Source organism: Kitasatospora sp. NPDC005751, from assembly GCF_040630835.1.
Taxonomy (GTDB): domain Bacteria; phylum Actinomycetota; class Actinomycetes; order Streptomycetales; family Streptomycetaceae; genus Kitasatospora.
Map to the genome: position 1 here is coordinate 1 of NZ_JBEXYC010000082.1, position 21,384 is coordinate 21,384.

Here is a 21,384-nt window from a genome sequence, read left to right on the forward strand (position 1 = left end):
CGGCCGGCCTGCCGGGCCGCGGTGGCCGCGTCACCGCCCTGGTACGCGACGGTGTCCACGACGATCAGCTGCTCGGCCTCGGCCGAAGTGCCGCCCCGGCGGGGCGGGACGGCGCGTCCGGACGGCGGCCCGTGGTGGCGAGGTACATCATCAGTGGCAGCTGTACTTCGGGCTGGTGTCCTTGACCTGGCCGTCCGTCCCGACGTAGCTCCAGCCGTAGCCGGAGTCGGTGAAGTCCAGCTTCAGCACGCCGTAGTCACCGCTGATCCGCTTCTGGCTGTTCGGCTGGACCTGCTCGATCGGGTAGGGCTCGGCGCCGCCCATCCCGCCGACGATCTCGACGATCCCGTCCGCGGTCGCCTTCCCGTCCGGGTCCTGCGGGGCGAACCGCTCGTAGTGGTGGTCGTGCCCGTTCAGCACCAGGTCGGCCTTGGCCCCGTAGAGGATCTTCCACACCGGCCGGGAGACCGGGTCGTTGCCGTGGCCGCCGGAGGAGTACAGCGGGTGGTGCCAGTAGGCGGCGATGCACTTCTTCCCGTTGGCCGCCAGGTCGGCCTTCAGCCAGTCGATCTGGGCGCTCTGGTCGAAGGCGTTGGAGTCCAGCGCGACGAAGTGCCAGTTGCCCTCGTCGAAGCTGTAGTAGCTCTTCCCCTGCGGGTAGGCGATGCTGCCGAAGTACGCCTTGTACCCGGCGAGCGACCCGGCCGGGTCGTAGGTCTCGTGGTTGCCCGGCACCGGGTGGGTCTTCGCCTTGAACGCCCCCCAGGTCTTGTCGTAGTAGGCCTTGAAGTCCGCCAACCGGGCGTCGTCGTACTGGCTGTCACCCATCGTCAGGTAGAACTCGGGGTTGATCTGCTGGGCCAGCGCGGCCGTCTTCGGGTGCGCGCAGCCGCTGTCCGCGGCGGTGCACTGGGCGGCGATGTCGCCCGCCGCCACCACGGTGAACGCCCCGCCCGGCGCGGTACCGGTCGGCGAGGGGGTGCCGGTCGGCGACGGGGTGCCGGTCGGCGACGGGGTGCCGTCCGGCACTCCGTACACCTGCATCTCGAACAGCGAGTACCCGTACGACGTCCCGCGCGCCGTCCCGTACATCCGGACGTAGCGGCCCTTTCCGGCCAGCCCCGTCCAGTCGTCCGTCCCGCCGTTGCCGGCCTTCTCCTCGGCCACCGCCGTCCAGGTCACCCCGTCCGCCGACACCTCCAGCCGGTACGCCTTCGCATAGGCGGCCTCCCAACTCAGTTTCACCCGGGAGACGTTGGCGCCCACCCCGAGGTCGACCCGCAGCCACTGCGGGTCCTTCCCCTCCACACTGGCCCACCGGGTGGAGGTACTCCCGTCGAACGCCTTCCCCGCCGCGTACGACGACCCCTCGGTGGAGGAGGCCGTCGCGGCCTTCCCCTGCGAGAGCAGCGGGTCGACCGCCGCCCCCGCCTGCCCGGACCAGCCGAGCACCAGGCCGCCGAGCAACGTGATCACAGCGGCGAACACTCCGACACGAACAGGTCTTGCCGAGACACCCAGACGCATCCCTGAACTCCATGACCTTGAGTAGATGGCGAGAGCTGGACTCCGGTCCACAGCACACGAACTCACCGGGCGAGCGGCAACCGCGCCACCGCAGCGGCCGGGTCAGAGCTCTCGCTGAGCACGTCACACCCCCTTCGAGCCGGGGTGCCGTGCCAAGCCGCCGACCGACAGCCTAATGGATAGTAAAGTTCCCTACCAATAGTTCGGCGGCACCGAACTTCCGCCCGCCCAGCGGATCATGGCCCTGTCCGAACGCCTCGCCGGACCCGCCTCCACGGCCCCGACCGACCGCCGGAGTGCCCGCTACCGCCTCGGACCTGCGGCCGCGTACGCCGCGGCGCCGGTCGCGAACAGGGCCCACGCCGTCCCGGTGGACGCCGCCGTGCCGGGCAGAACGGCCATCCAGTGGAGCACCTGCCCCGCGGTGCCACCCGCCGGCGGTACGAGGAGGGTGAACGCGAGCCAACCGGCCGGCAGGGTCCAGGCGAACGACGCCCCGCACAGCGCCGCGCCGAGCGCCGCCAGGCCGGCCAGGCCCACGCTGTCCCGGACGACCACCTCGGCGGGCGCGGACGCCCCGCCCGCCGCCCCGACCACCAGCAGCGCCGCACCGGCGGACGCGCCGATCAGCAGCACGTGCGCCACCCGGCGGGGCAGCCAGCGGATCGCCGCCGTCCGCTCCAGCACCACGTCCTGCCCGCCGAGCCCGACGGAGGCGGCCACCACGTTCGCCGTGAGGACCAGGATCACCGTCGCCGGACCGGCCTGGCCCGCGCCGCCCCGGCCGAGGGCCCACCACGCCAGCGCGACGAGCGTGACCGCGGCGGCCGAGCCGGGCACCTGCCGCGAACGCGTGTAGAGGAGCAGCCACCTCACCGCGACACCCCGTCCGCCAGCGCCGAGAGCTCGTCGTACCGCAGGCAGGAGACGGCGCCGGCACGCAGCCCGGCGATCCGCGCGCGCTGCTCGGCCGGCGGCGCCGCCGTCAGGCTCCGCCAGGCGGTGTCGGCCTGCGCCCAGATCCCGAGCGCGTACGCGTCGTCGCCCTTCTCCTCCAGCGGCCGGAGCACCGGATCCCGCAGGGCCCAGCTCACGGCGACGCTCTGGGCGGGGACGCCCCCGATCCCGCCGCCCTCCCGGTCGTTGTGGGGGAAGCAGTTCGGGGCCAGCCCCTCGGCGATCAGCGCGCGGGTCAGCTCGTCACCCGTGGCCTCGACGAACAGCCGCTCGTCGAAGTCGACCAGCACCACGTCGCCGGAGAGTTGGCGTTCGCCGCCGAGCGCGCGCAGCCGGGTGTCCTCCCGCACCGAGGTCGGGGCGCCGTCGCCGAGGACATCGTGCAGCACCCGCAGCGCCTCCCGGCCGCGCGGCGCGAGTTCGGGCAGGTGCGAGCGGTTCGCCCGTGTCACGCACACCGGCCCGTCGCAGACCAGGGCGGCGGCGGCCTCGTCGACGACGTAGGTGTCGCGCGGCGTGGCCGGCAGGACCAGCAGGGCCAGGACCGCGCCGACCACGACGGGGACCACCGCGAGCAGCCGGGCCCGGCGGGTCACGGCCGACAGCAGGACGAAGCCGGTGGCGAGCAGGCCGAGCAACCAGAGCGTCTGGCCCAGGTGCACGGAGCCGGACAGGGTGAGCAGCATCTCCCGCGGCTCCACCGTCGCCGGGGACAGCAGGGCGAGCCGGTTCGGCGCGATGCTCGTCGGCAGTGCCCCGTCACGGTTGGGCCGCAGCAGGATGTCGGCCAGCAGGAGGGTGCCCACCACCAGGGCCGGCGGGGTGAGCACGGAAGGCAGGGCCCGCGCGACACCCATCCCGAACACCGCCCCCGCGACGAGGGCCAGTGCCGCCACGAGCGAGATCGGCAGCCAGCCGAGGTGCGTGTAGGTGGTCCGGCCGAGCGCTACCTGGACCCCGCCCACGAGGACCGGGAGGCCGAAGCCCGCCGCCAGCGCGAGCGCCGTCGCACCGGCCGGCAGCGCCGCACGGCGCCAGGACGGCAACGGCGTGGTCGCCAGCAGTTCGGTCATCCGCGAGCGGGAGTCGCGCAACCCGTACGCCGCGCCCAGGCCCACCACGAGCGGCCACCAGAGGGCCAGCAGGTACCTGGTCCACATGGCCATCGTGGTCCACTGGGCGGTCCACCCGGCGGTGCCCCGCCACCAGATCCCGTCGATCAGGCAGAAGACCGCCAGGCTGCCGCCCAGGACGACGAGGCCGGCCCACGGGGCGGCGGAGCGCTTCCACTCGGTAGTCATCACCCGTGCGTTCACCAGGTGCCTCCCTGCCGGCCGGAGTCGCGGAGCAGTGCCGAGTAGCCGCGCTCCAGGGGGCTGTCGCCCGGGTGCTCGGGGCCGCCCGCCGCCGCCAGGTCGTCCGGCGTGCCGTGGAAGACCAGGCGGCCGTCGGCGAAGAGCACGACGTCGGAGCAGGCGGCCGCGACGTCCTCGACCAGGTGGGTGGAGACGACCACGCAGGTGTCGCGGCCCAGCTCCTGGAGCAGTTCGCGGAAGCGCAGCCGCTGCGCCGGGTCGAGGCCGGCCGTCGGCTCGTCCAGCAGCAGCACCGCGGGGTCGTTGACGATGGCCTGGGCGATGCCGGCGCGCCGGACCATGCCGCCGGAGAGGGTCTTCATCCGGTGGTCGGCGCGGTCCGCCAGACCGACCCGTTCCACGGCCCGCTGGACGGCCCCCGGGATGTCCGCCTTCGGCACCTCCTTCAACCAGGCCATGTACTCCACGAACTCACGTACCGTGAAGCGCTTGTAGTAGCCGAAGTCCTGCGGCAGGTACCCGATCCGGCGGCGCAGGGCCCGGTGGTCGGCCGGCCCGCCCAACGGGGTGCCGAGCAGTTCCAGCTCGCCCCCGGCGGGGCGCAGCACGGTGGCCAGCGCCCGGATCAGGGTGGTCTTCCCCGCTCCGTTGGGCCCCAGGAGCCCGTGGGCGCCGATGCCCAGGGAGAGGTCGAGCCCGTCGACGGCCAGCTTCTTCCGTCCGGCGCGGACGCTCAGCCCGTCGGCCCGGATCTCCCAGGCGTAGGTCTTCGGCGCGGTGTCGGCCGCGCTCGTGAGGGGTGTCATGCGGTGGTCCCTTTCCAGGGGCGACGAGGGGTTCAGCGTGTCGAGTAGGCGCTTCGGCGGGCGATCACGGCGCCGGCGCCGAGGGCAAGGAGCACGCCCCAGCCGGCCAACCGGTCGGGCCGGACGGCGAGTTGCAGGGCTTGCGGGAGGTGCCCGGTGGCACAGGCGAGTGTCACGACGGCGGCCCACGCGACCACCAGCCCGGCGGCGGCGCGCGTCACGCCGACCACGCTGCCCAATGCCAGGGCGGTGGAGGTGAACGCCAGCGAGGGCAGCAGCCACTGCGCGGCCGTCATGGTTCCGGTGAGCCATCCCCCCACCAGGAGGCCGGGCAGGATCACCAGGAGGGCCGCCGTGGTGCGCCTGAGGAGCAGGGGCAGGCCGGCCCGGGCGGTAGAGGCCGTCAGTTCGTGCGCCGGGTCCAGGCTCCGCGACCACGACGCGGCCACACCGCACATCGGCAGCACGGGCGCGATCAGCAGGACCAGCGGGGCGTCGCCGACGAACCCGGGCGACGCGACCGCGTCCAGCAGGAGGGCGATCAGGGTGACGGCGACGGCCATGGCCAGCCACGGGGCCGCGGCCGGCGTCACCCAGGCCGAGATCCGTCCGGGGCGCAGCCGCCGCGCGGGGACCGGGCCGGCCGCGTCCAAGCGCGGCTCCAGGGCGGTCCGGACGGTGTCGACGAGTGCGGCGACGGCGGGCGCCCCGGTGGCCACCGAGGCCGCCAGCCGGCTCCGGCACGGCGCGCACGCCTCCAGGTGGGCCTCCAACGCCCAGACCGTGTCCGCGGCCATCGCCGCGTCACCGCGCGCGTAGTCGTCGATCAACCGCGTCGACGCGTGTTCCCCGCTCATGCCAGTGCCTCCCGCATCGCGATTCGGGCCCGACGGGCGCGGGTCTTGACCGTGCCCTCGGGCAGTCTGAGCAGCACGGCGGTCTCCCGGACGGAGAACCCGTCGAGCACCGTGGCCTGCAGTACCTCGCGGAGTTCCGGCGCCAGCCGCCGCAGGGCGTCGCCGACGTCCCCGCCGACGGTCCCGGCGAGCGCCTCCTCCTCCGCCGCGGGCACCGCCGCCCGCTCGGCGGCGGCGACCGGCGGTTCGGCGTGGTGGGCCCGGCGCCGGAACGCGTCGACGAGGCGGCGCGCCGCGATCGTCCACAGCCATCCGACGGCCGTCCCGCCGACCGCGCTCCCGGCGAACGCGCCGGCCGCACGCCACACGGCGAGATAGGTCTCCTGCATGACCTCGGCGACGATCTGCTCGTCCGCGCAGCGGCGGCGCAGCCGCACCGCCAGCCACGGCGACGTGCGCCGGTACAGCTCGTCGAAGGCCGCGCGGTCCCCTCGGGCCACCAGCTTGACGAGGCGTTCCTCGTCCAGGCCGTCCAGTGCTCTCCTACGTGATCTCACACCAGCCAGACGCCCGGAGCCGCGGTCAGGTTCTACCTCCGCCGTGACCTGCGTCACAGTCCGGCGGGGTGCGGGATCCACTCCGGCCGCCGTGGGAGCGCCCGCCGGGCCCCGTCCCGCCGGGAGCGCCCTCGCGCGCCGGCCGGGCGGCCGCACCGGCCGGCCCCCGCCGGTGGTCGCCGGTCCTCGCGCCGCACGCGGTGGCCCTCGGCCCGCCGGACCCGTGCGACGGCAGCGGGGCGCGTCCTCAGGCCCGGCCGGCCGGCCGCAGTTCGCGTTCGAGCGCGGCCAGGGCGAAGGCGTGCGCGGAGGCGTGCTGCCAACGGGCCCGCCCGAACATCACGTCCCCGGAGAGCCCGTTGAGCATGGCCACCGCCCTGATGACGAACTCGGTAGGGTCCACGTCGGCGAACTGCCCCAGCGCCCGCCCCTCCCGGAGGACGGCTTCGAGCCGCTCCTCCCAGACGTCGGACAGGTCGGTGAGGACCTGCCGGCCGGCGTCGTCGTGGCACTGGGCCAGCACCTGCGTCCACAGCGCGTAGCGTTCGTCGCCCGGGTGGCGGGGCAGGTAGTAGCGGACGAACAGCGCCAGTTTCTCGACGGGGGACGCGGCCTCGTCCGCGGCCCGCTCGAACCGGGAGCCGAGGTCCGCCTCACTCCACGCGAGGACCTCCAGCAGCAGCCGGTCCTTCTTGCCGAAGTGGTAGAGGATGTGCCCGGTGCTCATGCCGGCCCGCGCGGCGATGTCCGACATCCGCACGGCCGCGGTGCCCTTCTCGGCGATGACGCTGATGGCGGCCCGCATCGCCCGCCCCCGCGCCTCGTCGCCGCTGGGCTGGCGCTTCCGGTCGACCGCGGCCGGGGCGGGCTGGGGAGCGGCGCCCGGTTCAGTGCCCGTCCCAGCGCCCGACGCGCCGCCCGCCTCGGCACCCTGCGCGGCACCCGTCACCGGCTCGGTCTCTCGCGTCGACATGGCCGCACCTCGATCCTGGGGGGTCTAGATCCGTAGTCTAGACTGAAATTCTAGTCAGTTCGCCGGAGGCGTGGCGGCCGCGAACGCGCGACCGGCCCGCCGCCCGGCGATCCACCTGCCCGACCCCCACCCAGGAGGCACCCGCATGACGCGCGGATTCGACGTTGTGGAGACCTGTATCGCCGACCTGCGCGAGGCACTGGAGAAGGGCCGGACCACCGCGGTCGAGCTGCTCGACGCCTACCTCGCACGGATCGACGCGTACGACCGGCCCGGCACCGCCACCGCCCTCAACGCGATGGTCGTGATGAACCCGGACGCCCGCGCCGAGGCCGAGGCCTCCGACGCACGCCGCGCGTGCGGCGAGACGCTCGGCCCGCTGGACGGCATCCCGTACACCGCGAAGGACAGCTACCTCGCGAAGGGGCTGACGGCCGCCGCCGGTTCGCCGGCCTTCGAGCACCTCGTCGCCCAGCGCGACGCCTTCGCCATCGAGCGGCTGCGCGCGGGCGGCGCCGTCCTCATCGGCCTGACCAACATGCCGCCGATGGCGAACGGCGGCATGCAGCGCGGCGTCTACGGCCGCGCGGAGAGCCCGTACAGCGCCGACTGGCTCACCAGCGCCTACGGCTCCGGCTCCTCCAACGGCTCCGGCACCGCGACCGCCGCGTCGTTCGGCGCGTTCGGCCTCGGCGAGGAGACCTGGTCCTCGGGCCGGGCCCCCGCCTCCAACAACGCGCTGTGCGCCTACACGCCCAGCCGCGGCGTGATCTCGGTGCGCGGCAACTGGCCGCTCGTGCCGACCATGGACGTCGTGGTCCCGCACACCCGCACCATGGCCGACCTGTTCGAGCTGCTCGACGTCATCGTCGCCGACGACCCGGAGACCCGCGGCGACCTGTGGCGCGCCCAGCCGTGGGTGCCGCTGCCCGCCGCCTCCCGGGTGCGGCCCGCCTCCTACCCGGCCCTCGCCCCCGCCGACGCCGGGGCGGCGCGCGCCGCGCTCGCCGGCAAGCGCGTCGGCGTGCCCAGGATGTACATCAACGCCGACCCCGAGGCCGGCACGAACCCCGAGGGCGGCATCGGCGGCCAGACCGGACAGCGGATCGACACCCGCCCCTCGGTGATCGCCCTGTGGGAAGCCGCACGCCGCGACCTGGAGGCCGCCGGCGCCGAGGTCGTCGAGGTCGACTTCCCCGTCGTGTCGAACTACGAGTCCGACCGCCCCGGCACGCCCTCGCTGCTCACCCGCGGCCTGGTCGGCCGTGACTACCTCACCGTCGAGATCGAGGACCTCTCCGCCTGGGCGTGGGACGACTTCCTGCGCGCCAACGCCGACCCCGCGCTCGCCACCCTGGCCGAGGTCGACGGCGACCGCATCTGGCCCAAGCGGCAGGGCGAACTCCCCGACCGCTACGCCGGCTTCGACGACACCATCGGCGACTACCCGCGCTTCGTCCGCGAGCGCCCGTACGCCTCCTTCACCGACATGCCGCACCTCGAAGCGGGCCTGCGCGGACTGGAGGAGACCCGCCGGGTCGACCTGGAGGAGTGGATGGACGAACTGCGCCTGGACGCCGTCGTGTTCCCCGCGGTCGCGGATGTCGGCCCCGCCGACATGGACGTCTCCGAGGCGTCCGCCGACCTCGGCTGGCGCAACGGCGTCTGGGTCGCCAACGGCAACCTGGTCCCCCGCCACCTCGGCATCCCCACGGTGACCGTGCCCATGGGCACCATGACCGACACCGGCATGCCCGTCGGCCTCACCTTCGCCGGCCGCGCCTACGACGACAACGCGCTCCTGACCCTTGGCGCCGCCTTCGAGGCGACGGCCCCCCGCCGCACGGAACCGCCGCGCACCCCTCGACTGCCCGCCGAGTGACGTGACGTGACGGGGCGGGGCGGGGGTCTCCCCGCTCCGCCCCGCCGCTGGCGTGGGGACGCGAGGCACGCCGCCCGACATGTCCGCTGACGTCCGAATGTGTCCCGATCGATCAGGAATCGAGAAGCGCGGGCCACGGCGTTGCCTCTAGCCTGCACGCCATGGACATCAGCATTCACACCACCACCCTTCCGCACGACGACCCGGACGCGTCACTGGTCTTCTACCGCGACGTCCTGGGCTTCGAGGTCCGCAGCGATGTCGGGCAGGGCAGGATGCGCTGGATCACGGTCGGCCCGGCCGGGCAGCCGGGCACGTCGATCCTGCTGGCGCCGCCCGCCGCCGACCCCGGCATCACCGAGGACGAGCGCCGCACGATCACCGAGATGATGGCCAAGGGCACCTACGGCTGGATCCTGCTGGCCACCCCGGACCTCGACGCCACCTTCGAGAAGGTGCAGGCCGGTGACAGCGAGGTCGTCCAGGAGCCGACCGACCAGCCGTACGGCGTCCGCGACTGCGCGTTCCGCGATCCCGCGGGCAATCTGATCCGCATCCAGGAACTGCGCTGAGCCGTACGGGTACCGGCGCGGCTGTGCGAGCCGCCGCGCGACCACCCGTGAGGGGTGTCGGCGGCACGTGGACGCGTCCGGGGACAGCCACCTCGGCCACCGCCGGTCGCTCGAAGGCGCCGATGGGCAGGGCAGACGGACAGGGCAGACGGAGAACGAGGTGGTTCCCATGTGCAGGCCGGAATGGCGGCGAGCGCTCGTCCAGGCGCAGCGCCTGGCCGACTTCGCGCGGTTGCGCCGCGTCCGCGATCGGATCGACCGGGAGTACGCGCGGCCGCTGGACGTGGCGGCGCTCGCCCGCGACGCGAACATGCCCGCCGGGCAGCTGAGTCGGGAGTTCCGCGCCGCTTACGGCCGGTCGCCGTACGCGTATCTGATGGCGCGTCGCATCGAGCGGGCGGCGGCGCTGCTGCGGCGGGGCGACCTCGGCGTCACCGAGGTCTGCCGCGCGGTCGGCTGCGCGTCGCTGGGTACGTTCACCACCCGCTTCACCGAGCTGGTCGGCATGCCGCCAGGAGCCTTCCGGCGCCGGGCGGCGGACGCGGCGGACGCGGCGGACGCGGCGGACGCGGTGGCCGGCCGTCCCGCTCCTGCGGCGGGGCCGGCGATCATCCTGGACGGGATGCCCGCGTGGGTGGCGAGGCGGGTCGCGAGACCGGTCAGGAATCGAGAAGCCCCGGCCGCCGGGCAGCGCCTAGCGTGATGGTCATGGCAACCACCGCTTCCACCGCAGCCCACACGTCCCTCGCCTCCGTCACCCTTGAGGTGGCCGACCCCGAGGCCGCCCTCCGCTTCTACCGCGCCTTCGGCGTGGACACGCACATCCGCCTGCGGGCGTCCGGGGCGCACTCCACCGGATTCCGCGGCTTCACCCTGGCGCTCACGGTGTCCGGGCCCGCGACCGTCGACGGCTTCGTCGGCGCCGCCGTGGACGCCGGGGCGACCGTCCTGAAGCCCGCCGCGAAGTCGCTGTGGGGCTACGGCGGCGTCGTCCAGGCCCCGGACGGGACGATCTGGAAGATCGCGACCTCCGCGAAGAAGGACACCGGCCCCGCCACCCGCGAGATCGACGAGGTCGTCCTGCTGCTCGGTGTCGAGGACGTGAAGGCCACCAAGCAGGTCTACGTCGACCGGGGCCTGACCGTGGCCAAGAGCTTCGGCGGCAAGTACACCGAGTTCGCCCCCGGTCGGGCCGGCACCGTCAAGCTGGCGCTGTACAAGCGCCGCGCGCTGGCCAAGGACCTCGGCGTCCCCGTCGACGGCGCGGGCTCGCACCGCATCGTGCTCGGCAGCGCCGCCGGGGCCTTCACGGACCAGGACGGGTTCGTCTGGGAGGCCGCCGAGGCGCTCGCCCCCACGCCGTCCTGACCGACAGGCCGCGCCCCCGATGGGCCACCGGGTGCTGCGCGCCCGGCCCCGCTCGATCGTCCGCGCCGCCGACGACAGCCGGGCCCCGGCCCGGATCGCCGACGCGTACACCCCACACGTCGCGGACACCTCCACCAGTAGCGCACACACATCCACCAGTACAAGGAGTGAGCCATGAAGGCGCACGTCAGCTCCATCCTCCTCGGCGTCCGGGACATGGACCGGGCCAAGCGGTTCTACACCGAGGGGCTCGGCTGGAAGATCCAGAACGACTACGGCATCTCGGTGTTCTTCGCATCGGACGGCGCCTCGCCGGTCGGCTTCTACGGCCGCGAGGGCCTGGCCGAGCAGGTCGGCACGGACCAGGAGGGCAGCGGCTTCAGCGGCCTGGTCCTGACCTACGTCGTCCGTAGTGAGGCACGGGTCGACGAGATCATGGCGGAGGCCCAGCAGGCCGGCGCCACCGTCCTCAAGCCCGCCGGCGCTCTGCCGTGGGGCGGGTACGGCGGCACTTTCGCCGACCCGGAGGGCTACATCTGGAGCCTCGGCTACAGCGCCCAGGGAACGGACCAGCCCTACGCCGAGTAACCGCGATCGCGCAGGACCTACGAGCGGGTCGCGAGCCCCGTGACCCGCGCCCGCTCGGACGCCCCGCGGCGACCGCTACCGCCGGGGCGGCCGCCCCACCCCCGGCACCTCACGTGAGCCGTCTGCCGACCGGTCTAGACGAGGGACCCGCCGCCGTCGAGCGTCAGCACGGAGCCGGTCGCGAAGGGGTTGCCCAGCAGGAGGAGGTAGGCCGCCGCGGCGTCCCCGGGCTGCCCGACCCGACCGGCCGGGAGTCCGCCGCCCTGACTCCGGAAGAACGCTTCCGGTTCCGGGACGAGGCCGTCCCACAGTTCGGTCCGCACGACGCCGGGGCGTACCGCGTTGACACGGATCCCCCGCGGGGCCAGGTCCAGGGCGAGCGCTCGGGTCAGGGACTCGATCGCTCCCGTCGTGCTGGCGGGGATCGGCGAGCCGGGCAGCGGGCGGGTCGCGACCACTCCGGACGTGACGACGATCGAGCCGCCCGGACGGATGGCCGGCACCGCGTACTTCACGGCCAGGAAGGCTCCCCAGTAACGGACTTCGAAGCCGGCGCGGGCCTCGGCCGAGGTGAGGTCCTCGATCCCCTTCAGGAGCAGGGTGTCTCCGGCCGTGTAGACGAGGTGGTCGAACTCGCCGAGTCCGGCGAAGAACGCGGCGATCGAGGACTCGTCCGTCACATCGATGCGACGGCCCTCGGTGTCGCCGGGCAGCGTGTCCGCGGCCGCGTCCACGCGTTCCTGGCTGCGCGAGGCGACGACGACGCGGGCTCCGTCCTTCGCGGCCTGCTCGGCGACCGCGTAGCCCATGCCCGAGGTGCCGCCGATGACGACGATCTTCTTCTGGTTCAGTGTCATGAGGTGAAGCTATGTCAGTGCCGCGAGACGATGAATGGCCAAGCATCTCGATCCGCTGTCCGATCGTCTCGATCCCCCGGCACTATGATCGCGTCGTGGACATCCTGAGCGACACCCTGGCCGCACTGAGAACGGGACGTCCCAGCACCGTCCGCACCGAGGCGCGAGCGCCGTGGGGCTTCCGCGTCCAGGCCGTCGTCGGGGCCGCGTTCCATGTGGTCGGCGAGGGCCGGTGCCTGCTCGTACCGCCGACCGGGGACCCGATCGAACTCGGCGCGGGCGACGTGGTCTTCCTGCGCCGGAGCAGCGGCCACGTCCTGACCGACTCGCCATCGAGCCCGGTCGTGGACTTCGCTCCGGTACCGGTCGACGCGGGTTCGCCGATCGGCCGCCTCGTCGCCGACGGCCCCGGCGCGCGGACCCGCCTGCTGTGCGGCGCCTACAAGCTCGACGTGGACCACCGGCATCCGCTGCTGCGCGAACTCCCGGAGGTCATCCACCTTCCCGCCCGCCCGGGGCGCCATCCGGCGCTGCAGGCGACGGTCGATCAGCTCTGCGTCGAGATGAACGCCCCGCGGCCCGGATCCGACGCCGTCGTCGGGTCGCTGATGGACCTGCTCCTCGTCTACATCCTGCGCTGCTGGTACGACGAGCAGTCGCACGAGCGCGCCGGGGGCTGGGCGGCGGCCCTCACCGATCCGGTGATCGCACCGGCGCTGCATGCCATCCACGAGGACCCCGGGCATCCGTGGACCGTCGAATCCCTCGGCGGCAGAGCGGGCTTGTCCCGGGCGGCCTTCGCCCGGCGCTTCACCGCCGTCGTCGGCGATCCGCCGTTGAGCTACCTGACGACGTGGCGCATGACGACGGCCGGACGACTCCTGCGGGACGGCGACCTCTCCCTGACCACCGTCGCGGCGAAGAGCGGGTACACGTCGGAGCTCGCGTTCGCCAAGGCCTTCAAGCGCCACTTCGGAGCCCCACCGGGCGCCTACCGCCGCGAGGCACGGGCCCGCCGGCCCGGCCGATGACCCCGGCCACGGTGCCGGCGACCCGGTACCGGGAGAGCAGCACGCGCAGCCGGCCGGTCTCCGTCCTGATCCTGCCGAACCCACCTTCCTCCTGAGACCCCGCGACTACGCTTGTCCCGGTCACGGCCAAGATCGAACGAGGGGGGATCACCCATGCCGTACGAGATCGGCGCGAAGGTGAGGCTGACCCGGGATGTGCAGGTCAGCGCGGACGGCATGACGGCCGGAACCGGCCTCCCCGGTCCGCTGTTCCTGGCCGGGGGCTTGACGGGCATCGTCTCCGGCTCGGCAGTACAAGTCGGCGGCGCGTCCCCGGACATGCTCGCGAGCTTCGACCAGCAAGTCCGCGGCAGCCGGTTCGACAGCTTCACCGCCGGCCCCATCGACGACCTCCGTCAGCGGGTCGTCGGGATGGGAGCGGTGGGCGCCGGAGCCGGCGCTCGGACCAGGTACACGGTGCGTTTCGAGAACGGCTTCGTTCTCGGCGGTCTCGAAGAAGACTGGCTGGCCGGAGCCTGAGTGTCCGTCATCGCGCCGGCGCGGTGACGGACACTCAGGCCGGGTATCCGATCGAGCCCAGCGGTGGGCAGGGGATGAGTGTGGTGCCGGCGCCGGGGCGTTCGACGAAGGCCCTGGCCTCGGCGGCCTGTTGGCGTCGGGTCTCCAGCTCGTCGGCGTGCCAGGCGTCGATCCGAGCCCGGGGGTAGTCCCACGAGTCGTCGATGAGACTGAGGCTGGTGTTGCCGGCGCTGCGCTGGAACTCCGCCTTCACGGCGGCTTGTTGGAGCGCGGTCTGGACGGCGGCGAGATCGATGCGGGTGATCAGGACGCCGAGGGTGTTCGGTTCACGGGTCGGCATGGGGGCCTGCGGGAGCAGCGACACCCCGGTGTCGAGGCGGCCGATGTTGTCGACGCTCGCGTCCTGGGCCTCCCGCACCGTGATCCGCATCTCCCGGTGCAACCAGAAGAACTCGTCGAGGTCGGCCTGGGTGATGCGCATCCGCTCGTACAGGGCACGGAAACGGGGGTCCTGGTGCAACGGGACCAGGACAGCCGCGTGGAGTGCCACGCAGTCGTTGAAGCCCCCTGCCACGGCGGCCTCAAAATGGAGGATCGCCAGTTCCGCATCTCCCTGCGCGCACGCCAGCTCACCGAGGCTCGCACGGCCCGACGCGGCGAGCCACGCACCGTCGGGGCCGAGCGCCGCGGCACGCGCGACGAGGTCGTGGAGGCCCCTGGTCCCCGCCACGGCGGGTCCTTTGGTCAGGAACTCCACCAGCACTTCGTGCAGACGGGTGGCCAGCGAGCTGACGGTGTCGACCATGGATCCTCCTCGGGCCTCGGTAGTTCGTTTGGGGAGAACTGTGGGGGCGTCGATTCTGCGGTAGCCCCTGGAAAGGACGGGCGGACGGGAGGAGCGGTTCCCGCCGCCGGGACCCGTTGGGCAGGCGAGCGGGTCGAGAAGGAGAACGCCCTCCTGCTCACCGCGGACAGCACGACGATGCCGGGCCCCCGGCCGCATCACGCCCCGATCCGGCCGGAAGCGAACCGCGCACCGTCCCTCCCCCTGACCTGAGCCCAGACTCATCGCCCCATCACCCCATGGATCAACCGCCCGTGGCCGGGCGAACGTCGTCCGATGCGGCACCAGCCTCATGCATTCGCTCGATGAGTGGCGATCAGGTCGCGGTACCAGGCGTACGAAGCCTTCGGCGTGCGCCGCTGCGTCTCGAAATCGACGTGGACGAGGCCGAAGCGCTGGTGGTACCCCTCGGCCCATTCGTAGTTGTCGAGCAGTGACCAGGTGTAGTAGCCGCGCACGTCCACGCCGTCGGCGACCGCTGCGGCCACCGCGCCGAGGTGGCCGGCGAGGTAGTCGATGCGGGGTTGGTCGTCGAGGGTGTCGGTGGTCGAGCAGCCGTTCTCGGTGATGGTGACGGGTGGGAGGGCGGCGCCGTAGCGCTGCCGCAGGCCGACGAGGAGTTCGCGCAGGCCGTCGGGGACGACGGGCCAGCCGAAGGCGGTGCGGGGGACGCCCTCGATGGGGGCTTCGGCGAAGGGGAGGCCGGGGTCGGTGGGGGCGGCGATGCGGGTGGGGTTGTAGTAGTTGACGCCGAGACCGTCGAGGGGCGTCCCGGCGATCAGCTTCAGGTCGCCGTCCCGGACGCTGCCCCCGAGGTCGGGGCCGACGCCGTAGGCGGCGAGGTCGGGGTAGCGGCCGAGCAGGAGCGGGTCGGTGAACAGGCGGTTGTGCAGGGCGTCGTAGGCCTGCGCGGCGACCAGGTCGGCTTCCGAGGAGGAGGCGGGCCAGACCGGGGTGAGGTTGTTGGCGATCATCACCTGCAGGCCGCGCTCGCGCAGGGCGGCGGCGGCCAGGCCGTGGCCGAGCAGCTGGTGGTGGGCGGCCGGGAGCGCGTCCAGCATCAGGGTCCGGCCGGGGGCGTGGATGCCCATCGCGTAGCCGTAGACCATGTGCACGAAGGGCTCGTTGAGGGTGATCCAGGCGGGTACCCGGTCGCCGAGCCGGTCCGCCGCCACCGCCGCGTACTCGGCGAACCGGTACGCGGTGTCGCGGTTCAGCCAGCCGCCGGCGTCCTCCAGGGCCTGCGGGAGGTCCCAGTGGAAGAGCGTGGGCAGCGGGGTGATCCCGGCGTCCAGCAGGGCGTCCACCAGCCGGTCGTAGAAGTCGAGCCCGGCGGGATTGACCGAGCCCGCGCCGGTCGGCACGATCCGGGGCCAGGCGATCGAGAACCGGTAGCCGTCCAGCCCGAGGCCCCGCATCAGCGCGATGTCCTCCGGATACCGGTGGTAGTGGTCGCAGGCCACCGCCCCGGTGTGCCCGTCCCGTACCGCACCGGGCCGGGCGGCGAACACGTCCCAGACCGAAGGCCCGCGGCCGTCCTCCTCGACGGCCCCCTCGATCTGGTAGGCCGCCGTGGAGACGCCCCAGCGGAACCCGGACGGCAGTTCAAGTCGAGCCTGCATGACAACCTCCTACAGAAACGCGAGGAGGGCTCATGTTACTGGCCGGACGCCGAAGCACCAGAGGTGGACGGCCGGGACATCCGGAGGTTGACGTGCCACCGCGGACACGTCGGCATCGGCGACCCCGCGCCGACATCGCCCCGGAAGCCTGACCAAGCCCGGGCGCGGGCGCGTTGCGCTGACCGCGCCCGTCCGGCAAGGGCGGCCGCCCGGCCCGGCGGAAGCGCCGGGCCGGGCGGCCCGGGCGGGTCAGCCGACGGGGTTGAGCGCCCACTGCTGGTTCGTCTTCGCCGGGCCGCCCGGGGACCACTGGATCACGGGCGTGGTGTCACTCGGGTTCCCGCCGGAGATGTCGAGGACGAGGCCGCTGTGGAAGTTGACGACGGCCGAGGTGGCGCCGTTCACGTTGACCTTGCCCCAGCGCTGGTTGGCGCCGCCGTTGCACGTCCACTGGTTGACCGCGGTGCCCTGGCCGGTGCTCCAGCCCGGCACCTCAAGGCACTTGCCGCTGTACACGTTCACGAGGAAGCCGTCGCTGACCCGCCACTGCTGCGCGGTGTCGGAGCACCAGGACGACTGGCGGACCGGCGCACCGTCGTCGGTGCGGAAGTCCACGACTCCCAGGCACTTGCCGGTCTCGGCGTTCTGGAGCGCCACCGTGGAGTCGGCCGAGAGCGGGACGTAGGACATCCCGGACGCCGAGGCCGGGGCGGCGGCCAGCAGCCCGGCGCCGAGCCCGAGGGCGACGGCAGTGGCGGCGGAGCCGAGACGGCGCTTGGCAAGGACGTGGTTGTTCATGGTTCCCCCATAGGATCTCTGTACCTGTGCTTCGGATCGAGACACCCGGGCTTCCCGACCGCCTCAACCTCATAGACGTGCCGACCCCGGCGAGGTTGCAGGTGTCCTGGACGTACTTTTGACACCCCGTCGGAACCCCGCGTGCCCCTCACCGCCCGGGCAGCCCGGTCGCCGGGGGCTCCGCCGTGTCGGGCGCGACCGGGCGGGGTAGAGGGCGGGTGACCTGTCGGTGGGGTGGAGGGACTGTGCCGTGCCTTGGTGGGTGCTGCTTGTCGTCGCCTACGGGTCGACCGCGGCCTGCGCCGTCCGGTACCGGCGCGCGCTCCGCGTCTTCCTGGACGCTCCGGTCGTTCCGCGGGCGCCCGGCGAGGAGTTCACGCTCTACGAGGTGGCCTTCCTGCAGCTCTACGAGGACCGGGTCGCCCGGGCGGCCATGGCCGCGATGGTGCTGGGCGGGCGGCTGAGGGCGCGGGACAAGGTGCTCACCGTCATCGATCCCGTGCCGCGCGACGCGGTCGAAGCCGACGTGATCAAGGTGATCGGGCTTTCGCCGAGCCGCCGGACCTGGCGCCGGATGGACCGGTTCCAGCGGAGCCGGGCCGTCCTCGCGATCGGTGACCGGCTCGGCGACCAGGGGCTGGTGCGGCACCCCGGCCGGTCCCGGGCGGCGCAGCGGAGCCACACCTGGCTGGTGTGGGCCCAGGTAGCGTCCGTCGCGATGGGACTGACCGCCGTCGGCCTGGCCGCCGCCGAGGGAGGCCGCGCGTTGCTGGTCCCGCTCGTGGCCACGGCCGTCCTCCTCGCGGTCGGCTGGAAGGCCGCCACCCCGCCGGTGAGCGGCCACTACTGGCACTGCAGCCGGACGGACGCGGGGCGGGCCGCGCTGGAGGCCCACTACGCCGACCACGAGCCGTGGATCCCGCACACCAACGACGATCTCTCCGCGCACGACGCCGAGTTGCTCGCCACCGCCGTTCGTCGGGGCGGCTTCACCGGCAGGCTCGGCCCCCTCTCCGGGGCCGTCTCCTGGCCCGAAGGCCCACGCACCGGGCCGCCCGTCGACGACCCCCCGGGGCTCGGCGGTCTCTGACGCGACGCCGGGCCCGGCGCCCGACCTGGCGCCCGGAACGGCGCCCGGCCCGGCCCCCGGGGCGGGCGCCAGGAGGTCGCCCGCCGCCCCTCCCCCGTCGGACGACGGGTGCCACCGGGATGCTACCCGTCGGTAGGATGCCACCCCTGCACGGAACAGGCACAGCACAGCACAGCAGGGGCACAGCAGGGGCACCGCAGGGCACAGCACAGCAGGGCCCAGACGGCACAGGCGGGACGGGGACGATGGGGATACGGCTGCTCGGACCGGTCGAGCTGTGGCGCGCGGACGGCGAGGCCGCCGCGGTCGGCGGTGCGAAGCGGCGGGCGGTGCTCGCCCTGCTCGCGCTGGAGCTGGGCCGGACGGTGGCGGTCGAGCGGCTCTTCGAGCTGATGTGGGGCGACGAGCCGCCGATCCAGGCGAAGGCGGCGTTGCAGGGGCACGTCGCGGCGCTGCGCAAGGTGCTGGCCGGCTCGGGGTTCACCCTCACCACCCGCGCGCCCGGCTACCGGCTCGACGGCGACCCCGGGGCGGTCGACGCCCTCGCCGCCGGGGCACTGGCCGCGCGGGCCGCCGAGACCGCCGACGACGCCACCGCCGCCGGGCTGCTCCAGCGGGTGCTCGGGCTCTGGCGCGGCGCCGCCCTGGCCGATCTTCCGGCCACCCCGCTCTGCACCGATCTGGCCGGCCGGCTCGACGAGGGCCGGACCGAGGCCCTGACCGCGTGGGCGCGGCGCCAGCTGCGGCTCGGCCTGGGCCACGCGGCCGTCCCCGTCCTGGAGCAGAGCGTCCGCGCGGACGGACTGCGGGAGCCCACCGCGGCCCTGCTGATGCGCTGTCTGCACCAGAGCGGGCGCGGTGCGGACGCCCTGCGCGTCTACCACCGGGCCCGTGCCCGGTTGGACGAGGAACTGGGCGTCGCACCGGGGCCCGCGCTGCAGGAGGCCCTGGCCGAGCTGCCGGCCACCGACCGCCCCGGCCGGGGCGCCCCTTCCCGTCAGGCCCCCGACACCCCCGACACCCCCGACACCTCCGACAACACGGCCGCCGTCGGGCCGCCGGTGGCCGTCGGGGACCTGCCCGGGCCGCCCCGGGGCTTCGTCGGGCGCTCGTCGGAGCACCACTGGCTCGACCGGCAGTGCGGGCCCGACCGGACCGGGGACGGCCTGGCCGTGGTGACCGGCCCCGCCGGGGTGGGCAAGACCGCGACGGTGCTCCACTGGGCCCACCGCGTCGCGGCGGGCTTCCCGGACGGCGTCCTCTTCGCGGACCTGCGCGGCTTCGACCCCGCCGGTCCGGGCGACCCGGCCCAGGCCCTGGGCCGCTTCCTCCGCGCGCTCGGCCTACCCGAGCAGGCGATCCCGGAGGACCGGACCGCGCGCGCGGCACTGTTCCGTGACCGCACCCAGGGGCGCCGGCTGCTCGTCGTGCTGGACAACGCGCGGTGCGCCGCCGAGGTGGCCGACCTGCTGCCGTCCGGGCCCGGCTGCGCCGCCGTGATCACCAGCCGGAACAGCCTGGAGGACCTGGTCGTCACCGACGGCGCCGCGCTGCTCCAGCTCGCCGCCCTGCCGTCCGCCGACGCGCACCGCCTGCTGGAGCGCCTGCTCACCGCCGAGCGCGTGGCGGCGGAGCCGGAGCCGGCCGGGCGGCTGATCGGTCTCTGCGACCGGCTCCCGCTGGCGCTGCGGATCGTGGCCGCCCGGCTCGCCGCCCGCCCGGGCTGGCGGATCGCCGACCTGGTGGACGAGCTGAGCGACGAGGGCACCCGGCTGGCCGCGCTCGGCACCCAGGGCGGGGCGGTCAGCGTCCGGGCGGCGCTCACCCTGACGCACCACCATCTCCCGGACGGCGCGCGGAGCCTGCTCGCGCTGCTGACCGTGCACCCGGGCAGCACCACCGACCCGTACGCGGCCGCCGCGCTGCTGGACACCGACGCCGAGGGCGCCCGGCACGCGCTCGGCCCGCTCACCGCGCACCACCTACTGGCGGAGCAGACGCCCGGTCGCTTCGGCCGGCACGACCTGGTCCGGCTCTACGGTTCGGAGCTGCTCGCCCGCTTCGCCCCCGAGCGGCAACGGGCGGCGTTCCGGCGCCTGGTCGACTACGAGCTCGTCGCGACCGGCCTGGCGGTCCGGCGGATCAACCCGTACCACGAGCCGTTCCGGCCGGCCGGGCCCGGGCCGCGCGCGCTGCCGCGGCTCGGCGACGTCCGGTCCACGCTCGCCTGGTGCCACGCCGAGGAGCCGGTGCTCCGCGCGCTGGTGACGGCCGCGACCGATCGCGGCGAGTACGAACGCGCGTGGCGCCTGGCCCGGTCGGCCTCGATCCTCTACTACGGCGCCGGGCGGGTCGCCGACCGGCTCGACTGCCTGCGGGTCGGGCTGCGGGCCGCGCGGCTGGACGGCGGCCGGGAGGGGCTGGCCGCCATGGAGGCGGCGACGGCCTGCGCCCTCGGCTCCAGCGGACGCGTCGCCGAGGCGCTGCCGCTCGCCGGGCGGGCCGTCGGCCGGACCACCCCGGACGACGGCGAACTGCACATCCACGCCCTCTCCGTACGGTCCTCGATGGCCGCCCTGTCCGGCGACCCGGCCGAGGCGGACCGGATCGCGCGGGCCGCCCTCGCCCTCATCCGGGCGAGCGGACTGCGCGAGCACGCCGCCACCGTGCTCAGCAACGCGGCGGCGATCAAGGTGGTGCTGGGCGAGCCGGTGGCCGCGCTGGAGCACGCCCGCGAGACGCGAGCGCTGCTGTCCGACCGTCCGACCGCCAACGCCCACCTGTGGGCGATGGTCAGCGAGGCCCTCGCCCGGCAGGCGCTGGGCGAACCGGAGGCGGCCGAACGGGTCTGGCGGGAGGCGCTGCACCTGTGCGGGTCGAGCGGCAACGTCCGGCTGCACGCCCTAGCGCGGCGTCACTTCGCCGACTTCCTGGCGGGGACGGGACGCACCGAGGAGGCCGGCGACCAGCTCCGGGCGGCGGGCGAGCTGTACACCGCGCACGGGGACGTCCGGCTGGCCGAGGACCTGGACGGGCGGCTGGCCGGACCGGCGGGCCGCCGGACCCCGGCGGGCCCGACCGCGATCGCGCCCACCCCCCGGGCCCGCCACGGCCTGCGACTCGCTTAGGGCACGTATTCGGTCGTGATCAATCTTGGCGATTCACCTTCGCGGCGGGTCCTGATCCGGTAGACCGTGGTGTGTGACGCGAGCGCAACTGA

At 74.2% G+C, this 21,384-nt stretch carries 20 protein-coding genes; 9 read left to right on the top strand and 11 right to left on the bottom strand.

Annotated features, from left to right (window positions below; genetic code table 11):
• Positions 1 to 150 precede the first annotated feature (150 nt).
• The 7 genes from ABZ497_RS34260 to ABZ497_RS34290 all read right to left on the bottom strand — a co-directional run bounded on the left by ABZ497_RS34260 (position 151) and on the right by ABZ497_RS34290 (position 6,993).
• Entirely contained in the window at positions 151 to 1,476 is a 1,326-nt protein-coding gene (locus ABZ497_RS34260; protein WP_359811392.1) for a discoidin domain-containing protein, read from the bottom strand.
• A gap of 354 nt (positions 1,477 to 1,830) precedes the next feature.
• Positions 1,831 to 2,403, bottom strand: coding sequence for a hypothetical protein (locus ABZ497_RS34265; protein ID WP_359811395.1), 573 nt, complete (start codon positions 2,401 to 2,403; stop codon positions 1,831 to 1,833).
• Positions 2,400 to 3,800 (bottom strand): hypothetical protein, encoded by a 1,401-nt coding sequence (locus ABZ497_RS34270; protein ID WP_359811396.1) that lies wholly within the window; start codon positions 3,798 to 3,800, stop codon positions 2,400 to 2,402. Before ABZ497_RS34270 ends, ABZ497_RS34265 begins: the two co-directional genes overlap by 4 nt.
• On the bottom strand, positions 3,797 to 4,606 hold the full coding sequence (locus tag ABZ497_RS34275) for an ABC transporter ATP-binding protein (protein WP_359811398.1): 810 nt from the start codon (positions 4,604 to 4,606) through the stop codon (positions 3,797 to 3,799). The genes ABZ497_RS34270 and ABZ497_RS34275 overlap by 4 nt, the downstream gene beginning before the upstream one ends.
• A 32-nt stretch (positions 4,607 to 4,638) precedes the next feature.
• Positions 4,639 to 5,463, bottom strand: coding sequence for a zf-HC2 domain-containing protein (locus tag ABZ497_RS34280; protein WP_359811400.1), 825 nt, complete (start codon positions 5,461 to 5,463; stop codon positions 4,639 to 4,641).
• A complete protein-coding gene (locus tag ABZ497_RS34285; protein WP_359811403.1) occupies positions 5,460 to 6,020 on the bottom strand; it encodes an RNA polymerase sigma factor in 561 nt (186 codons plus the stop codon). Before ABZ497_RS34285 ends, ABZ497_RS34280 begins: the two co-directional genes overlap by 4 nt.
• Positions 6,021 to 6,267: 247 nt before the next feature.
• Positions 6,268 to 6,993 (bottom strand): TetR/AcrR family transcriptional regulator, encoded by a 726-nt coding sequence (locus tag ABZ497_RS34290; RefSeq protein WP_359811406.1) that lies wholly within the window; start codon positions 6,991 to 6,993, stop codon positions 6,268 to 6,270.
• A 145-nt stretch (positions 6,994 to 7,138) separates the two neighbouring features.
• Between ABZ497_RS34290 and ABZ497_RS34295 the strand changes: the two genes are divergently transcribed.
• The 5 genes from ABZ497_RS34295 to ABZ497_RS34315 all read left to right on the top strand — a co-directional run bounded on the left by ABZ497_RS34295 (position 7,139) and on the right by ABZ497_RS34315 (position 11,403).
• Positions 7,139 to 8,875: an amidase gene (locus tag ABZ497_RS34295; RefSeq protein WP_359811409.1), complete on the top strand. Its 1,737-nt coding sequence runs from the start codon at positions 7,139 to 7,141 to the stop codon at positions 8,873 to 8,875.
• Positions 8,876 to 9,036: 161 nt separating this feature from the next.
• A complete protein-coding gene (locus ABZ497_RS34300) occupies positions 9,037 to 9,447 on the top strand; it encodes a VOC family protein (RefSeq protein WP_359811412.1) in 411 nt (136 codons plus the stop codon).
• 169 nt (positions 9,448 to 9,616) lie between these two features.
• Positions 9,617 to 10,150: a helix-turn-helix transcriptional regulator gene (locus ABZ497_RS34305; protein WP_359811414.1), complete on the top strand. Its 534-nt coding sequence runs from the start codon at positions 9,617 to 9,619 to the stop codon at positions 10,148 to 10,150.
• A gap of 5 nt (positions 10,151 to 10,155) precedes the next feature.
• Positions 10,156 to 10,815 (top strand): glyoxalase, encoded by a 660-nt coding sequence (locus ABZ497_RS34310; RefSeq protein WP_359811416.1) that lies wholly within the window; start codon positions 10,156 to 10,158, stop codon positions 10,813 to 10,815.
• A 174-nt stretch (positions 10,816 to 10,989) separates the two neighbouring features.
• A complete protein-coding gene (locus tag ABZ497_RS34315; RefSeq protein WP_359811419.1) occupies positions 10,990 to 11,403 on the top strand; it encodes a VOC family protein in 414 nt (137 codons plus the stop codon).
• A 134-nt stretch (positions 11,404 to 11,537) separates the two neighbouring features.
• Here ABZ497_RS34315 and ABZ497_RS34320 read toward each other — a convergent pair whose 3' ends face one another.
• Positions 11,538 to 12,260, bottom strand: a complete 723-nt coding sequence (locus ABZ497_RS34320) for an SDR family oxidoreductase (protein WP_359811422.1) — start codon at positions 12,258 to 12,260, stop codon at positions 11,538 to 11,540.
• Positions 12,261 to 12,355: 95 nt separating this feature from the next.
• Here ABZ497_RS34320 and ABZ497_RS34325 point away from each other — a divergent pair, with 95 nt between their 5' ends.
• Together ABZ497_RS34325 and ABZ497_RS34330 are read left to right on the top strand one after the other, a co-directional pair.
• Positions 12,356 to 13,291, top strand: coding sequence for an AraC family transcriptional regulator (locus ABZ497_RS34325; protein WP_359811425.1), 936 nt, complete (start codon positions 12,356 to 12,358; stop codon positions 13,289 to 13,291).
• Between the two features lie 153 nt (positions 13,292 to 13,444).
• The gene (locus tag ABZ497_RS34330) at positions 13,445 to 13,810 is read left to right on the top strand and encodes a hypothetical protein (RefSeq protein ID WP_359811428.1); all 366 of its coding nucleotides are present in this window, start codon (positions 13,445 to 13,447) and stop codon (positions 13,808 to 13,810) included.
• A gap of 34 nt (positions 13,811 to 13,844) precedes the next feature.
• Here ABZ497_RS34330 and ABZ497_RS34335 read toward each other — a convergent pair whose 3' ends face one another.
• The 3 genes from ABZ497_RS34335 to ABZ497_RS34345 form a co-directional block, all read right to left on the bottom strand.
• Positions 13,845 to 14,615 (bottom strand): hypothetical protein, encoded by a 771-nt coding sequence (locus ABZ497_RS34335; protein ID WP_359811430.1) that lies wholly within the window; start codon positions 14,613 to 14,615, stop codon positions 13,845 to 13,847.
• 329 nt (positions 14,616 to 14,944) lie between these two features.
• Positions 14,945 to 16,276, bottom strand: coding sequence for a GH1 family beta-glucosidase (locus ABZ497_RS34340; RefSeq protein ID WP_359811433.1), 1,332 nt, complete (start codon positions 16,274 to 16,276; stop codon positions 14,945 to 14,947).
• A gap of 249 nt (positions 16,277 to 16,525) precedes the next feature.
• Positions 16,526 to 17,074, bottom strand: a complete 549-nt coding sequence (locus ABZ497_RS34345; RefSeq protein WP_359811436.1) for an RICIN domain-containing protein — start codon at positions 17,072 to 17,074, stop codon at positions 16,526 to 16,528.
• Positions 17,075 to 17,336: 262 nt separating this feature from the next.
• Here ABZ497_RS34345 and ABZ497_RS34350 point away from each other — a divergent pair, with 262 nt between their 5' ends.
• Together ABZ497_RS34350 and ABZ497_RS34355 are read left to right on the top strand one after the other, a co-directional pair.
• Positions 17,337 to 18,164, top strand: a complete 828-nt coding sequence (locus ABZ497_RS34350) for a TIGR04222 domain-containing membrane protein (RefSeq protein ID WP_359811439.1) — start codon at positions 17,337 to 17,339, stop codon at positions 18,162 to 18,164.
• Between the two features lie 245 nt (positions 18,165 to 18,409).
• Complete coding sequence (locus ABZ497_RS34355; protein ID WP_359811442.1) at positions 18,410 to 21,292, top strand: transcriptional regulator; 2,883 nt, start codon at positions 18,410 to 18,412, stop codon at positions 21,290 to 21,292.
• Positions 21,293 to 21,384: the final 92 nt, after the last annotated feature.